Genomic DNA, 16,805 nt, shown 5'->3' on the forward strand with positions numbered 1-16,805 from the left:
GAGCGCGACGCTTGAACACAACGGATAGCGTTGTTTCAGGAATGAGTGCGAGGGCTAGTGCACAGACCCCTGCCCGTCGGCAATCCATGCGGAGTCAAAAGGCGAACGCCAGTAGGTCGTCGCCCGCCGCTCGACGAACTGCGCATTGAGCCGCTCGCCCTCGTCGCCGAGGAGATGGACCGTGTCGGCAAGCACCCTCAAGCCGACTGTGTAGATGGGGTAGCCTCCTTCGATCGCCGACTTGAGCAGTGCCGTGATACGGGACGACACCTTATCAGAGGCTTCCCTGGCGGTGTCGACGAGGCAAGACGCGAGGATGACGGCGGTGTCAGGCGTCGGATCAACACCGTGGAGTCATTCGGCAAACGACAAGAGCCTCCCGGCCTGCGCACGGCGAAGCATGACGTAGGCGCCCGCAACGCGGTCGAGAATCAATTGCCGCATCAGCTCATGGATGACACTCGATAGGGCCGATGCCCGCTTTCTCGCAGGTTGGATAAGGTAGGAGTGGCGTTGTGGTGGTGAGTCGGGCGGGCGATGTCGTTCGGGCGCCCTTAACAGGGGCCCAGATTAGATTAGTTCAGTTTGAGTCCAGACTTGCTTACAAGAACTAAATTTTGAGTATTCACTAACTTCCCAGCATTGTTCCAAGTCTGGATGCTTAGAGACGTCAAAACTCCCTTGGGGTTGATGTCGTATTGATAGGCCACAACAGGTTTTTTCATGTCAACGTGTGGTGAGCAACCTGTTTTCGTGAGCATCGAACACGTTGCAGAGCCGTGCCAACCACCATCAGCTAGTCGGGAAAGTATTATCCTCGGCCCTTCCAGATACTCCGCCGACGTCTCCCCGCCCCTTGGGATAGCGAACACCAAATCGGCGAGAGCTCGACACCTAAACGCTTTGGACGAGCAATTTTCGACTTGCGCTGAAATCTGCGACATATCGTTACCGGGCTTTTTGTTATTGATAGCGGTGCCAATAGTGTATGTATTTTTCTCTATGCCGACGAAATAGCCAGTTTGCGAATCGACATACTGTATTGACTGCGTGAGATCGCTTATAGAATATATGGGATCGCAACACGCAGCGCTCGCAAGAGCCACAACTATCGAAGTCACAATGCTCATTGACCATCTCCCATAAAGGAAATTGCTGCAGCGTTATAGGTGCTCTGATGAGCATCTTGATCTTGATCCATCTGCCTTAATCCGCTCCAGCCAAGAGCCTTTCTCTCTTCGCTAGTGCGATGAATTCCCTCATGCAAGAAATACATCTCTTGTGTCTTCTCGGGACTCCCAATGACAGTGGTCCCTGGGGTTAGACCTGACTTTTGGATGGTCGTCGTATTGCCGTCTGTGGTCATCGCCCCATCTTGACCGCCATCGATGTTCATTTTTCGCTCTGCCAAACTTTTGGCGATTGAACCACCCGAAACTGAAAATGAGTAGGTCGTTCCGCCGCTCTCAAACGATATGTCTGCGGACTTTCCGGAACTAGCTGCGGCATTGACTGCCTGTGTTAGAGTCGCTTCCACAGCCGCATACGTCTTGTGGTCCTCCGCAGTCGCTTTGTGAGTTTCAGTCTTACCATCCACGTGGGTGACTACTCTGTCGATCTGGCACGAGTACGCCTTGCCGACCTTCTTGCAAGTACGTCCGTCGGGGTCAATGTTAGCAATGGGGTTGTCGTTAGCGTAGGCAAATCGATTGAAATCAAAGAGATTGCCTGGTTGCGAACCTACGGGATCCATGCTTAGAAATCGCCCCGCAATGGGGTCGTAGTATCTGGCCTGCATGTAAACCAAACCCGTATCCGCGTCGCTTACATGACCCGTATAGCCCGGTCCATTAGGTGAGCCACCCAGCGCGGAGGCGCCGTAAGCGCGGTACTCAAATTGGGCGGTCACGTTGCCCGACTCATCCGTCTCGGCAAGTACCGTACCTTGAGGGCTGGAGTAGACGTAGGTCACGACTTCGGCAGCCGCAAGCGCGAATGTCGCGTATGCCATGCCTGCACCTGCAAACGCTAGCTGCAAAGCTTGCTTCCATCCCAGATGCGAACTCACGGATCCACCTCCCCCTGTACATGCACTGTGACCCACCGCTCATTCCAGTCGGAACAACTACCGCCGGCGCCGCAGGCACGAACGCGGTATGCGTAAGCCCCCGCGTTAATCAGCGGGATGTTCACGGATGTGCCGGTAACTGTTCCGCTGGTGTAGCCAACCACTTCGTACTGATAGTTGTTGGCGCCCTGGCTGCTGCTCCAAACAATGGTGAATCCTACGTTGGGTCGCTTGACGGTAACTTCATCCGCGGGTCCGAGGATGCTTGGGATTGCCGGCTTCAAAGTCACCGTGAGGCTAGCCGTAGCACTCCATGGGCCGCAGCCCCCTGCATTGCAGGCCTGGACGCGATAACCATACGTGGCAGCGCTGCGCCCGCTCGTGCTCCAGTTTGTGACGCCGTCTGCGCGTACCGTGGACCATCCCCCACCGTTCACCTGCTCCTGCAATGTATAGGTGGAAGCTCCGCTTACACCGGTCCAGCTGACGGTGTAGCTGCCAGTCAGCGAACCATTGGACACAGCAACGCTTGAGGCGGCGTTCGGTGGAATGGTCACTGCCACGCTGTTGCTCGTGACGTACCCGCTGCACGCAGTGGCATTGCAACTCTTTACACGATACCCGTAGCTGCCGGTGGCGGTAACGCTTGCCGCATATTGGGTGAGTGAGCCACTGTAGACCGCCGACCAACTGCCGCCGTTAGCGCTCTGCTCGAGCGTGTAACTGGTGGCATACGCGGCGCTAGCCCATTGCACAGTGAAGTTGCCACTGCTACTCGATGGAGCTTGGATGCTTGATGGTGTGGCGGGCGGATGTGCCACGGTGATCGTGGATGAATTGGTCCATGCGCTGCAACCTTTATCGCTGCACGCCCGTACACGATATGCGTAGCGCCCGTCGCCGGGCTGGTTGCGACTCCAGCTCGTGGCAGAGCTATTAAGAACCGCGGTGAATCCATCCCCATTGAACGATTGCTCCAGCTGATAGCTTGTGGCGCCTAGGGACGAGGGCCAGGAGACATTGAGAGACGACAAGTCTCCCGCCAGGACCGTATCAAGCCGGGCAGGAGGCGAAGGCGCCAACACCCAAGCAGGCACCTGGAAGGCGCCCGATCCAGCAAGTAACGCTTTGTCACCGGAGGTCGATACACCATGCACATAGAGCGCTTGGGCGGCGTACTGAATGCGCATGGCATCGGTGAGCGCAATATCAAAACGATAGGCAGTGCCTGTGGCACGGCAGCGCAAGGCGATATTGGAATCGCTGGCGGCATTGGCGGTGTACGCTCCGAGGTATGTCCCCGTTTCGCTGCCGACGTAAAGCTGGACCTGAATTGATGCATTGGACCCAGCCAAACACGCCCATCCCTTGAGGCTAGCCAAAGGATCGGCGACGACGACGCCTTCGACTTGGCCCGCGATGCGTGTCGTCGGCAGCCCGGAATAGGCGATGAGCTTCTTGCCCAGATAGAAATAGTCCGTGGTCTTCGCTGAGGCCGGGTCGAACTCGAACATGAGCTGTCCCGACCGACCATAGGCATAGTAGACAGAAGCGTTGCTTCCATTTCGCTTCTTGACTCGCCGACCTGCCGCGTCGTAGTTGTAATTGGCGTAACCTTGGATACTCGTTAACCGATCAGCTTGATCAAAGGTGAGCGCCACACCGTTCTTATTGGTCGTGTTGCCTCGGTTGTCGTAGCCGAATGATTGAAGGGTCTCAGCTCCGGACGTTACGGATGTCAGTAGATTATTGGCGCTGTAGCGCCAGGTCTTGACGCTGCCGTTCAAGGTCATCGAACGGATGTTGTTGAGCGTGTCGTAGCTGAAAGATTCGGCACCCCAGAGCTGTAAGGCATTTGCCGACTGCAGTCGATTAAGTCCGTCGTAACTCATGGACCGGCTGCGCGGACCGCCCGCCAAGTCATTGATAGATGTGATGTTGGCGCTGGCGTCGTAGGTGTAGTCCTCGCTGATCGCAAGCACGCCTCCCTTGGCGTAACTGAAATTTGCGACTAATCCACGTGCATTTTTCTGGGCAAGGTACTGACCACCATTGCCCAAGACGTAAGCTTGCACGTCGCCATCGGGGAAATAGCTGATGCTGCCAGCGTAGCTGCCGACCTGGGTTGGGCGGCCGAGGGCATCCGGGGCATAGTCGACCTGGCGCCCATCTGGATAGCGAGCGGACGACAGATTTGCGTTGGCGTCAAAGGTGTACCCAATAGCCCACTCGAAGCCATCGATGGCAAGGGTTTCTGAGGTGAGAAGGCCCAGTTTATTATGACCAAACGTCCAGCGAGTCGCGCCGGAGACCGCTGTTTTAGGCTCGCCTCGCTCCGTATAAGTGAACGCCAGGCTTTCGGTACCCGCCGGGTACTGAACTGATTGAAGGCGATTCTTTTCGTCGTACCCTCGAGTCGTACGAGCTGCCGCAGCCACTTGCTCGCGACCGCAACCGGTGCCTGTAATGAGTACTCCTGACGCGCTCCACCAAAGATTGTTTGCTCCATCGTAATCCATCACGCGATCGCCAGTTTCCGGCTCGCTTACGCGGCACAGGCGCTTCTGTGCGTCGTATACGAGGGTGCGATTCAATGAGCCATCGCTCCCGCCCTGGGTGATGGACATTGCATTGCCGTATATGTCTCGCTCGATGTACTGGCTGACGCCCTCCGGCGCCTGCACCGACACGATGGTCTCGTAGCTCGGTTGGTCAAACATCTGGAAGTAGCTGTCAGTGACCCCGCCGCGCGCGCCTGTGAATCTCCGCACTCCTCCGGGAAGATAGGCGGTAGCCGTGACTACTTGCCCCAGCTCGGAGTCTTGCCAATTCCGAATAGGTCGACCCAGTGCATCGAATGCAGCAAACGTGCCCTGCCCGAGGCTAGCGAGGTCCAATGCTCCCGATCCCGGATAGGACTCAAACGTCTTCTTGCCCCGCCAGTCAAAGTCGGTCCGTGAACTGACATGGGAGCTGGGTGCGCTAGCCATATAGATATCGCGCAGAATGGGGCGCAGCATTACGTCAAAGTAAGTGACATCCCGAGAGTCGCCCTTGGCGACCGTGCGACGCCAATGCCCCCCACCAATCCCCCGCTCAGCCGTCGTGACAAAGTCGTAGATCGTTGACTTTGGAGTCCACGTGACGGCGTCGCCCGTCGGATAAATAACGCTGGTAAGGCGCCCCACGGCGTCGTAGTCGTAGTGTGTCGTGCTTGCGGCTTGGTCTGTGACTTGGGTGATCTTGCCGTCGTCGTTCACGACCACCGACTGCGACGTATTGTCGGCATAGGAAATCAGTTGCGGAATACCCCGCTTGTAGTTTCCCAGCGTCGTAACACGACTGTTGCCATCGCTAACGTTGGTGAGAAGCCCCTGCGCGTTGTACCCCAGCCCCATGGTTAGTCGCTCAAATTCCAGGCGCTGAACAGGCAGAAGCGTGACGGAGTCGTACACGCTGCGAGCAATGATCTCGCCCGTAACCCCATTTGTTTTTCGCTCGATCAAACCCAGCATCCAGCGAGTGCGATCGTTGACGTAACTCGTGTTCTCCACGAACGCTTGCTGGCCCGCCAAGCTGCTGAATCGACGCACTTGGGTTGGCTGAGCCCATTCATTAAAAGCTTCCACGCGATGGGTAAACGTGTCGCCATTCTGGGTGATGGCGATAGATTTTTGTGGACGGATCTGTCCCGCCGCGGGATCGTCTGCGCCAATCAAAATGCCGTAGATAGACGGAAATGGTTGATTGGCCATATCCGCCGTCGTGATGTATTCGCGCGTTTCGGAACGAAGCTTGGTTCCATCAGCAGAAAAAGTATCCGCACCCAGCAGCCGGCCGTCATTAACCGCAAAGACAGCACCAAAGCGATAGGCGAGCCTACTTCCATCCGGCTGGGTTACTTCGACAGTTTTGGTGCTTGCGCACGAACTACATGGCTCGGTGCCGCTGATCAATGAGTAGACGTCGTCCGAATAGTGATAGCTCCAGCGCATCGGCGCGGCAATGCCGGCGCCTGAAACGACTTTGCTATCTAAACTATAAATGTCGTAGTAGTTGGAAACCCCTAGGTGGTAACTGAATTCGGTACCCGACATGTCCGTCAGGCAATTTCGAACGGAAACGCCGTCTCGATAGTGGCGCTGCATGACGAAACCGAAGTCTCCCAGCGCGCCAGAGGGATGCGTGATGTGTAGCGTGAAATTGCCTGTCGCAACGGGGGCTTGATCGGCACAATTTCGCCCAGTGTTACCGTCCCAGCCACTGTAGTAGACCTTGAGGTCTGCGTCATAGGCATACGACCAGGCACTGTTATCCGGCAGATGCACGATCGACAAGCGCTGCTGAGTCTCCCCGCCGGTGCCGTATGTCTGATATTGGTAAGTCCACTGCTTGTCGTTTACTTGGGCGGATGTAATGACGCCGTTCGTATAGGTAAGCGTGATGTTGCGGCCGTCACTGGCGGTGATACTAAGGGGCTTACCGGAGCCGTCGTAACTGTAACTAACCCAATTGCCAAAGCGATCCTCGATCCGACTCGCGAGCAGGTAGACCTTTACCCGGGGGCGAGTCGTGCCACTGGCTTCGACGGCACCCGGGTTACGCGTCACGCCGACATCGAAGGTGTATGTCACTTCTTCTGACGTGCGCATGACAAATCCTTCACCAGGGTACCCGTTCTTGGTACCAGGCGTGCACGTGAAGGCGTCCATTTCGCGCGTCGTCCAAAGATGTGTAACACCGTCGGTCGGATACAGTGACGAACTGAGCTGCATCACTTCGCGATCGCCTCGCCCAGGCACATGGACGGAAACTCCTGAGAAAACGTCCTTCAATCGCAGTGGTGATGATGTCGCCGGCATAAATGCCGAAGAACAACGCGCCGCGACGATGCCTAGGCTGCCCTTCTCCCAGCCGTACCACGCATCAAAGACGCCAGAGATGTAGGGAACGTCCGCATCCCAGTTGCCAAACCCACCAAATGGCTCGATACCGGCCGCGTTGGCTGGCAAAGGAACAACAGAGAAGCGGCGCCTCAATTGAACGGGCAAGCCACCGTTCCCCGGGATATCAATATCCACATTGGAGAACTCGGTTTGGCCGTTATAGAGATTGACGCTTTCGCCGAACAGGTCCGAAGTCAGCGGCTCGACCTGCTCAGACACACGAATTAGCTTGGCATATTCTTGATAAGGCTCCACCGTAGCGGCCCCTGCGGCTATGGCGTGGCCGGCAAACACACTTCCCAGCAGGCACAACAGCCCGCCAGCGACAAACGCTCGTTTCATTCCATCCCCCTGATGCTTTCCCTGGCATCAAAAGCCGTCCCCACGGCTCTTGCGCTGACACGGCGCGTCGCAATTTATTGCATGTTATCGCAACTATTTGCGGATTTGCTGACGCTATCAGTTCTTATCGGACGTGTCGACAGCTGACCCAGGATTCGAATACGTAACGCAGTTTTTGTGATGTAGGGCACAAATAAAGAGCTATCGAGCGATGTGGAAAAATGAGCTGTGAGCGACTAGAGGACTAGGCTTGGCCGCGGTACAACACGTACCTGCGATAACGAGCCCTAATCGCCCTGCCCCAATGTCTGCTTTGGGTTGCCGTTTCAGCCGGTCAACGCAACACTTTGAACAGATGGTTTTCGTCGTTATTTCTAGGATCTAGATATCCTCATTTGCCCGCCTAACGATCTTGCTCTGCCGTTACGTTGGTTTTTCCCTGAAATCGAGGCACTTCCAGTGTTGTGGCTCTCGAAGAGCGAATCCGGGGTCCGTAGGCCATTGCAGCGGCCTTCTGCTGGCCTGGTATTGGGGTGTTGCGTTGACTGGTTGAGCGCGCAGAGCAAACAGGACGGAGGTGGTTAATTCGAACCATGGCGATGGGCTTAACTGCCTACGTCCCGTTTGTCGGTCCTGTTCGCCTGTCGTGCGTTTGCCCTTAGTCAACAAGCGGACGATAAGCACACACCACAGGCTTCGCCCTTTCCAGATCGTACCGCGCCTGAAGTGCCAGCCAGTAGAAGGCGGTGGTGTCGAAGGCGAGGGAAAGGCGGATGGCGATCTTGGGGGTAATCGGGTGGGTGTCGGCGATGAAGGCTTTGATTTGGTGGGCGGGGATACCGGTGCGACGGGCGAGTTGAGCGGGGTTGAGGGCGTTGGGGATCAGGTAGGCGTGCAGCAGGATGTCGCCGGGGGCTCGCAGGGGTTGCGAGGGGTCTACTTCCGAGTGCGGGGTGAGCTGGATCAGTTCCATGGTGGTTCCTCCCTGTCGGACACGGCCGCGCAGCGGATAGGCGCTTACAGCGCTCCGTGTCAGTGAATGCTTGGCAGCTTCGTCGGTGATCGCCCGAGGGTGGCGCATCGCCCTGCCGGCCGATGCGCCGTAACGGTGATCATCGGAGGCGTGTGGTGTTCACTCGAGGCTCGTCAGTGAGCAGGCGGGCGTACTGCTGAAGGCAGTGGATGGCCGTGCCCAGGCTGGCCGAGACGGCCACGGGAAGCGGCCTGCCGGGGAATCCCCGTGCCTGCGCGTGGCGGCATTGCTCGCTGTCGACACGCAGGCGCGTGAGGGCGAGTACCGCCAGGGCGATGTCACCGCGAGTGCTATGACGCAGGGTTTCGGGCCAAGCCACAGAGGCGGATGACGGGTCGTCAGGCGGAGGAGTGAGGGTGTCGTCAGGGGGAACGGACGAGCGAATGCGTCCCGTATGATCGCGGATAGCCATGATCAACTCTTATCTAGTTGGTGATGGTTAGCGGGTCGTGGGTGTTAGTCGCACTCACGGCCCGCGCCTCATGACTTGGTAGTCATGGTCATGCTCGCGAGACCGTGCAACACGACAGCGCGAATGACTGGCTGACCGTAGCAAGCAGGGTTGTCATCGTCTGTCAGGGTTAGGCGAGATGGATGTCCGCGTGACCGCAGGCGAGCGTGAGGGCTCAGGGCTCAAACAAAGTTGCCCCGTGGTGAGCGGCTAACGAGCTCCAATCGTTCACTTGCGCCTGATACAACCTCGCCGGCATCTAACGAGGCCAGCGCCATGCTACCGCTGATCCTCGGCATCCTGAGGACGTGATTCCACTGATGGCGCTAAAGCGTCAGAGCATCCGACGGAGTACACCGTCGCGATACACGTAATGGTGAAACAAGGCGGCGAGCGTGTGCAGGAAGATCAGAGCGGCCAATACGTTGGCGGCAAGGTTATGCCACCTATTTACCGAAAGGATCGTGGCGATGCCCTGTTTGCCGGGCAAGGTCAACATGTTGAATAACGGGAAGCCGTGCACATAAGTATTGGCGAAGCCGAGGACGAGGACGATGGCGAGCACGGTATACAGCGCGCCATGCATGATGCGGGCAGCGACACGTTCGACAGGCGTCCCCTTGCCTGGAAGTCGGCGGCCTCGCGAACAGCGCCAGGCGATGCGGGCGATCAATACCAAGGTGATGCAAACGCCGAGCAAGACGTGCACCGACCAGATATCGATCCGTACGGGCCCACGTGGCAACAAGCCCGTCATGCGGCCTATTACCCACTGCATGATCACGAGCGCGGCGCTGAGCCAGTGCAGGACAATGGTGGGGCGGTCATAGTGTTCGGTAGTGATGTGGCGCACCTTGGCTCAGGGATTTATGACGTGTGTGCTCACGGAGCTTGGCTAGGTTGCTTGCAATCCGTAGATCGCCGTCTGGCAAGGCTCGCCCAGGTTCAGGCTCTTTCTGCGGCGCATACACCGTTCGCAACGATCCGATAGGCATTGGGCCAGACGGTACCAGCGCGCACTTTCGCGGCAACCCGATGCGCTCTCTGCACGTTGGTATGCCAGGCCGAAGGATGCCGCTGATGGCACCGTTGACCGCGGCATTCAGATCGCTGTCCTCAAAAATCCCGAACGACCGCCCACGGTTGCTGGTTGTACGGGTTGACGCTCGGGCTGGTCTTTCCACTGATTGCATCGACCCACTGGCCGCCGATAAGCATGCGGAAAAAACTCTAGGCCAGCCGTATTGGTTTTGTTCGACATGTCATGCTCCAACCAGGCAAAGGGAATGGACGAGCGCCGGGGGTGACAGGTGTGGCGCTGGCGTGAAGCCATCATTCGCTTGTTGGTGCTTGTGATAAATTCCCTGTTACCTAACATGCGATGTTAAGAAATTCCCATGCTCGACTGGGAGAACCTCCATTGTTTCGCCGCTTTTGCTCGCCATCGATCGTTATCGGCGGCGGCAAGGGAGCTGAACGTCGAGCATGCGACCGTATCTCGACGCATCGCGGCACTGGAGCACGAGCTCAAGCTCAAGCTTGTCGATCGTCGCGCACGCGCCTACTACCTGACGGCTGATGGCGAACGGATTGCCGCCATGGCGCAACGCATGCAGGAAGAGGTCTTTGCGGTGGAGCGCGCGGCGCAAGCCGGTCAGGAACTACTGAAGGGCGAGATCTCGATCAGTGCCCCGCCGGTGATGACGGCTTGGCTGATCGCCCCACGCCTGCATGAATTCCAGCAGCAACATCCTGGCATCCGCCTGCGCCTGATCACCGAGACGCGAATCGCTTCCCTGCCCCGTCGCGAAGCCGATCTGGCGATTCGGCTAAGTCGCCCCACCGAGCCGGACTTGGTTGCGCGAAAGATCGGCCTCCTCAACTTCTGGCTGTATGGCGCCAAAGACTATTTGGACACGCATGAGCCCCGTACGCGCGGCTTTCTGGCTTACGACGACAGCATGGAGCTGTCGGAGCAACAGCAATGGTTGCGCGGTTTGCTCGGAGGGCGGCCGCTGGTCATGCAGAGCAATAGTCTCGAGGTTCAATATCAGGCTGCACGCCACGGCGCAGGCGTCATCAACCTGCCCTTCTTCGTCGGCGACTACGACGCCAGGCTGTCTCGCATCGAGGACGAGGAATACGTTCCCTTGGTTCGCGAAGTCTGGCTGGCCGTTCACAGCGACCTGCGTCACGTCCCCATCGTTCGCGTCGTCATGCCGTTTATCACTGCCTGCCTTCGGGAAGGGCTGGGTATCGACGATGCCGAGGCCGGCTCCATCGCGGCGCCGTAATTAGCCGCGCCATCGCGTGCGCGGTTCGCCAAGCCTAAGCTCGTTGCGCGCGCAGAGCGGCATGGGAATTTTTTCACCTGCCAAGTGAAGCCATGGCGACTTCATCGCCGCTAACCCGTGCCGGATGATTCGCATCGCGATATCGCCAAGGCAATTGCTTTCCCGGCCGCCTCTGGAACCTACCGACGCTCCCATGACGGTTGCTTCGGCCGGTCCGATCACGTTGAAAACATTGCCGTGCCGCTTATCACCAGTACCTCGTGCGCGACAGGTCTGTAAAGCCGAGCGTCCGATCCAGCGCAGCGATAGGCGGAAAGCCGCTCCTTCACCCAGCAAGATGAGACAAAGTCATGAGCAAGATCACGTCAGTTGACATCGTCAACCATTTTTGGCGCGAAGTGTGGCAATCGCGCAATCCCGACGCCATCGACGAACTGGTGGCCGAGGACTTCGTCATCACCTCCGGTGGCATTGACATCCACTCCCGATCGGAATTCAAGCAATGGGTGGCGACATTCCTTTCGAAGATCAACGATTTCGAGTTCCACATCGTCGAAACGTTCCAGAACGAAAGCGGTGATCGCGTCGCATCGCGGTGGCGTGTGACGGGAAAGAACAACGGCTTCCTAGGGACTGCGGCCTGTCAATCGCCAATCGACATGAGTGGCACCGCGATTTGGCACGTTGGCGAAGATGGATTGCTGCAGCACAACTGGGTCGAGCGAAATTCCCATGAAGTGTTTCGCAAGCTCGCGGTCGAGTAATTGCCCGCGGTTATCAGACTACTGCGTAGACGCCACCATGCTTGGGATTTCCACTCGAAACAGCCACTACGTATATGGCGTGATCCAATCGATCATCACGTGCATGGTGGCTGCAGCCATTGCTAATCTTCCGTCGCTATCGCCGGGTGATTTCATACAGCACTGGCTACGATCCTGGGCCATGTCTGCGCTCGTCATGTTGCCGGTAGTGTTGTTTGCTGCCCCCTGGATTCGTAGGGTCGTGGACCGCTTGGCTTGCGATCGCCGTTCGTAAGGCGGGGGTTTGCCCCGTTCCTGCTTGATCAAGGATCGATCGCAATTCCAGCCTGTTGGGCTCGATAGCACCTCATCGCAGCATGCGCCGAGCGGCTACCGAGCCGAGGGCGCTAAATCTTGAGATAGGCGTCGCACGCCGCGAGAAAATGCGGAATGACTCTCTCGCTCCGTCGGTCCATGTGCGCATCAACCAAAAGTCTGATTCGTGGCACTCACGCTGAGTCGACCTGTCGATAGGAGCGATTTGTAGCGGGTCCACAGCGACTCGAAGGCCATTCATGGCCATCTGATGCCTTAGCCATTTGAAGCATGAACGAACTATAAGAACGAGATCCGGATAGGCGCCTGGCTGATCAAACGGCGCCGGCCGGCCACGCTGCAGGTGACGACACGTCGTCACCCGGCGCTGGTTCGGGACCACGCGATCCACACTCGAAACCTCACGCGAACGAGCAGTACATGCAGAAACCAGACGCCCTGTTTCCCGCCCCTGTGCAACCGGCGGGATCCCTCCCTATTGATCTGAAGCGCTCCCTAAGCTTTGCCGACCTGCTCATCCATGGCCTGATCTTCATCGGTCCGCTCGCTCCCTTCGCCATCTATGGTTATTTGTCCAGCATCTCCAAGGACATGGTGGTGCTGGCGTACCTCGTCGGCGCGCTGGCGATGTCGTTCACCGCGTACAGCTATAAGCTGCTGTCTGCCGATTTTCCGTTGGCAGGCTCGGTCTACGCTTACGCTCGTCGAGCCATCGGTGAGAAGACTGGATTCGTGGCCGGCTGGATGCTTGTTCTCGATTACCTGCTGATGCCCGCCGTGGTCTACCTGGCCGCCGCCAATGCGTTGCATGACATCGTGCCCTCGATACCGCGCTGGAGCATGGTGGTGGGCTTCATCGCCATCGGCACGGTGGTCAATTTCATCGGCGTGGAGGTAACCGCGGCGATGAACAAGATCCTCCTTGCGGTGCAGTTGGCGCTCCTGGCGGTTTTCCTCGTGTTGGGTGCGTATGCGCTTTCTCACGGAGCTGGCGCGGGACACCTGACGATGAAACCGTTGTACCGCCCCGAGGCCTTCAGTGTCGGCCTGGTCTTCGCGGCCGTGTCGCTGTCCGCCACTTCGTTCCTGGGGTTCGATGCGATCTCCACCCTCGCCGAAGAAGTGCGGGGAGATAGCCGGCGCATCGTCGGCCGAGCCACGATCGCCTCGCTGCTGCTCGCCGCCGCGCTGTTCGTCGCCCAGACTTGGATCGCGACCGACCTTGCCAACGGCAGGAGCTTCGCCTCACCCGATACGGCAATGTATGAGGTGGCCGCGATCGCCGGCGGCAAGGGCTTCGGCTCGCTCACAGCTTGTTTGTGCGCGGTGATGTTCGGCCTTACTTCGGCAGGCGTGGTGCAGGCCTCCATTTCCAGGCTGTTGTTCGCCATGGCACGCGACGGACGGATGCCAGCGTTTATGGCCACGGTGCACCCCAGGTTCAAGACTCCCTACGGCAGCCTGCTGTTTGTGGCGGTAGCGTCCATCGCCATTTCGATGGTCTTCCTCAACCACTTCGATGTGATCGCCCTCCTGATCAATTTCGGCGCCATCACCGGCTTTCTTATTCTCCATGTGACGGTGGTGGTTCACTTCGTGGGGCGGCGAGGCTCCCGGGCGTACTTCCGACATCTGGTATGCCCGGCCATCGGCTTCGCCATCCTGGCCTACGTTCTGTACTACATGGAGCGAGCCGCCTGGGAAATTGGCTTGTGCTGGCTTGCCCTGGGCGCGATCAGCTACGCCATCTTCCTGCGCAAACGCCACCCTCTCCGGTCGCCGGCTGTCGAACCGTGCTGAGCTGACGCCGCGCGCCTGCAACTTGCCCTTTCCGCTATCGCAAAGACGTACCCATGTCCAAACCTGACATCCTCAAATCCAACGATCAATTCATCGCCCTTAGCACGTTCGTGTGCAGCGCCATACCGGACAGCGAAGTCTTCGACAAAGACGGCATTGCTGTGCGCTGGGCCTGCAGCGATCTCATATTCTTCAACACGCTGTATCTCAGCGAGGGTATCGCGGACGCCGACGCACTCCGGCAGCGTCTCCGCACCGGGGCGACCTACATGCGCGCGAAGGCGCAACCTGGATTGTTCCTGCTTTGCGAAGACTACGTCGCGGATGCCGCGCGATCGGACTTGGAGGCCGCCATCGCGGATGCCGGCCTGGTGCCCGTGCTCGACACGATTGGCATGACGGGTGAACTTTTGCCGTTCGCGCGAGCGACCGAACACCACGGCCTGCACTTCGAGCGCGTCGGTAGCGAGCAAGCCCTCAGCCACTTCGCCGCGGTCAACGAGGCGGCCTACGGGGCGGTACCCGATTCGTACTTCCCGGCCTTCCGGCAAAGCATGCCGCTGTGGACGGAGCGTTCCCATTCCTACATCGCTTATCGCCAAGGCAAGCCGGTTTCGACCGCATCGGTGATCGAAAGCGATGGCGAACTCTACCTGGCGCTCGTGGCGACCCGTCCTGAGGCGCAACGTCTCGGTTTTGGCGAAGCCACCGTCCGCCACGTCCTGGAGGTTGCCCACCACGCTTCGGGTTTGCGGCAGACCAGCTTGCACGCCACCCAGGCCGGGTTTCCGGTGTACCAGCGCATGGGCTACCGGCAGGTAACACGCATCTTGGGCTACAGCCTGAGCGAGCCGGCAGCGGAGCATTGAATCACGCAGGCGCAAAGCTCTTGGCGACCCGCGACTGCTAAACGCTGCAATGAAGAGGGATGCTCGATGAAGCATCGATAGGCACGGCTGGCTGCGCCGGCAGTAAGCGTGCTAGCGTGGCCGCCGCCAGCACGCGAACAAGGCTTTGCGCGTTTAAGGCCGGAAACTGGTGAGTGGCCACTAGCCGGTCTGCCTAAGCGATCGAGGCTAGTGTTTCCTCTTCCTAATCGGGCGGCGACTCATCGGGGAAGGCGGCGCGCGAGCACAAACCCCTGCTCCCGGGCTAACGGGAACTGCAAGGCTTGCCATACGTCGAAATGCGCCTTTCAGGCCAGCTGCCTGACAAATCGCTCCAGCCACAGAAAGGAGATCAATGGCGCGGCGGGCGCATCGCTACGCGTGGCAGCGACCTCTCTTAGCAGTGCAAGGACGGCGCCGTGGTCGACCAGGCCGAGGTCCGCCAGCGCGCATTCCCGCAACTGCGAAGCCAGGCTCTGCTCCTGGCGGGAAATCAGCGCCGGAAGTACCGCGGAGAACGTCTCCTTGGCATAGTTCGGTGGAAAAACATCCGCACCTAAACTTGCGGCAAGGTATCTCTGCATCAAGGCGCGGCGATGGCGGCTTGCGGGTGGAAGCCGATAGCAGAAAGCCACCAGCCGTGGATCGCTCAACGGATTGACCGGCCACAAACCGTGCCGGAGCAAGTGTGGCGCCTGGCATGTTCCTGCGAGAAGCGAGGATACGGGAATCGGTCCTGCGGGAGCATCGAACAGGCGCGACGAATCAACGGTAGCCTGCGCGCGGGACGTCAGCAGACCGGTCGCGTGGTATCTGGCTTGCTCGACGAGTTCGCCGCTGGTGTCCGTATGCCGTGTTGTCTCGCTCTGGTAGGTCGGAAACAGTTCATCGCCACCGACGCCGGTGAAAAGCAGCTCGCATCCCTGTGCCCTGGCCTTCCCCCAGAGACTGTCGAACGCTTCGAGATACAGTTCCGCATGGGGATACACTCTCGTCTCGCCAGGCTGCAGATCCAGCGTCGGCAGATGGGCATCGATGTCCACGGTTTCATCGATCAGGCGGAGTCGCTCCACGATCTTCGTCCGGCGCGCGACCTGGCTCTTCCTTTCGTCCCCGTCGAGCAGGATGCCCTTGCTGGCGACAACGCCGTATGCCTTCGTCAGTGCGCAGGCAACGGTGGCCGAGTCCATGCCGCCGCTGAGCTCCGTCGCGATACGACCACTTGATGTGGGGCGCGATGAAACGATGCCGTGCAGGATCTTCCCGAACGCCTCGTCTGCCTCTGCGTCATCCAGGGGCTCCGGTGACTGCGCGCTCGTATCGATAGCCGCAGGATAGTGATAGTGCGCTTTTCCCGGCTCCGCGAAGAGCATCGCCCGCTCGGTGAGCATGGTGATGCCGGAGCAGATGTGCTGTGCCGAGTAGATCGAGCCGAGCGCGAGAAAGCGACTGGCAATGTCGAGGTCGATCGAAAGGGGCCCGGCCAGAAAATCCGCGAGGTCCCAGGAAAGCGTGAGCGCGCTGGTCTTCGCACGGCAATAAAGCGGCGCGGCGCCATACATCCCGGCCCGGATCTTTATTCGATGGCCCGCCTTCGCGACCTCGATCATCACGTAGTCAAGCGGCCACATGACGCACGCGCGATGCAGTTCGGCAAAGTGCTGCGCATCGAGAGGGCCATCGATCACATTCGCGTGCAACGACATGCTCGCGTGACGCTCCCGGACCACGAAGATCCACTGGCCCTCCGTATGCGCGAACAGCGTTTCCAGCGCGGAGTGCGCGTACGGTTCTATCCGGCTCCCGCCTATCGTCAGCGCGCCCTCGCGCCACTCCGGCTGATGTGACAGGTCATGCAGTGCGATCTCTGCCTTGAGCATAGGTTCATCCCTGATGGCAAAACGC

General features: G+C 58.9%; 12 protein-coding genes. 5 read left to right on the plus strand and 7 right to left on the minus strand.

From position 1 onward, the window contains the following. Positions 1-54: 54 nt before the first annotated feature. The 6 genes from ISP20_RS13300 to ISP20_RS13325 form a co-directional block, all read right to left on the minus strand. Complete coding sequence (locus ISP20_RS13300; RefSeq protein ID WP_204636566.1) at positions 55-270, minus strand: hypothetical protein; 216 nt, start codon at positions 268-270, stop codon at positions 55-57. Between the two features lie 856 nt (positions 271-1,126). Beyond that, a complete protein-coding gene (locus tag ISP20_RS13305) occupies positions 1,127-2,068 on the minus strand; it encodes an RHS repeat-associated core domain-containing protein (RefSeq protein ID WP_204636567.1) in 942 nt (313 codons plus the stop codon). Then, positions 2,065-7,356: an RHS repeat protein gene (locus ISP20_RS13310; protein ID WP_204636568.1), complete on the minus strand. Its 5,292-nt coding sequence runs from the start codon at positions 7,354-7,356 to the stop codon at positions 2,065-2,067. The genes ISP20_RS13305 and ISP20_RS13310 overlap by 4 nt, the downstream gene beginning before the upstream one ends. A 658-nt stretch (positions 7,357-8,014) precedes the next feature. Further along, positions 8,015-8,329 carry a HigA family addiction module antitoxin gene (locus tag ISP20_RS13315; protein WP_204636569.1) on the minus strand — a complete coding sequence of 105 codons (315 nt, stop codon included), beginning with the start codon at positions 8,327-8,329 and terminating at the stop codon, positions 8,015-8,017. A 139-nt stretch (positions 8,330-8,468) separates the two neighbouring features. Next, positions 8,469-8,801, minus strand: a complete 333-nt coding sequence (locus tag ISP20_RS13320; protein WP_204636570.1) for a hypothetical protein — start codon at positions 8,799-8,801, stop codon at positions 8,469-8,471. A gap of 373 nt (positions 8,802-9,174) precedes the next feature. Next, positions 9,175-9,693: a cytochrome b/b6 domain-containing protein gene (locus tag ISP20_RS13325; protein WP_204636571.1), complete on the minus strand. Its 519-nt coding sequence runs from the start codon at positions 9,691-9,693 to the stop codon at positions 9,175-9,177. 544 nt (positions 9,694-10,237) lie between these two features. Here ISP20_RS13325 and ISP20_RS13330 point away from each other — a divergent pair. The 5 genes from ISP20_RS13330 (at position 10,238) to ISP20_RS13350 (ending at position 14,882) form a co-directional block, all read left to right on the plus strand. Further along, positions 10,238-11,134: a LysR family transcriptional regulator gene (locus tag ISP20_RS13330; RefSeq protein WP_204636572.1), complete on the plus strand. Its 897-nt coding sequence runs from the start codon at positions 10,238-10,240 to the stop codon at positions 11,132-11,134. Between the two features lie 350 nt (positions 11,135-11,484). Further along, positions 11,485-11,898 (plus strand): ester cyclase, encoded by a 414-nt coding sequence (locus ISP20_RS13335; RefSeq protein ID WP_204636573.1) that lies wholly within the window; start codon positions 11,485-11,487, stop codon positions 11,896-11,898. A gap of 37 nt (positions 11,899-11,935) precedes the next feature. Continuing rightward, positions 11,936-12,172: a DUF2798 domain-containing protein gene (locus ISP20_RS13340; RefSeq protein ID WP_204636574.1), complete on the plus strand. Its 237-nt coding sequence runs from the start codon at positions 11,936-11,938 to the stop codon at positions 12,170-12,172. A gap of 461 nt (positions 12,173-12,633) precedes the next feature. Next, positions 12,634-14,013: an APC family permease gene (locus tag ISP20_RS13345; RefSeq protein ID WP_204636575.1), complete on the plus strand. Its 1,380-nt coding sequence runs from the start codon at positions 12,634-12,636 to the stop codon at positions 14,011-14,013. A 53-nt stretch (positions 14,014-14,066) separates the two neighbouring features. Further along, positions 14,067-14,882 (plus strand): GNAT family N-acetyltransferase, encoded by an 816-nt coding sequence (locus ISP20_RS13350; protein ID WP_204636576.1) that lies wholly within the window; start codon positions 14,067-14,069, stop codon positions 14,880-14,882. 326 nt (positions 14,883-15,208) lie between these two features. Here the strand turns inward: ISP20_RS13350 and ISP20_RS13355 are convergent, their stop codons facing one another. Beyond that, a complete protein-coding gene (locus tag ISP20_RS13355; protein ID WP_204636577.1) occupies positions 15,209-16,780 on the minus strand; it encodes an asparagine synthase-related protein in 1,572 nt (523 codons plus the stop codon). Positions 16,781-16,805 lie beyond the last annotated feature (25 nt).

The organism is Dyella kyungheensis (assembly GCF_016905005.1).
In the GTDB taxonomy this organism is placed as follows: Bacteria; Pseudomonadota; Gammaproteobacteria; order Xanthomonadales; family Rhodanobacteraceae; genus Dyella; species Dyella kyungheensis.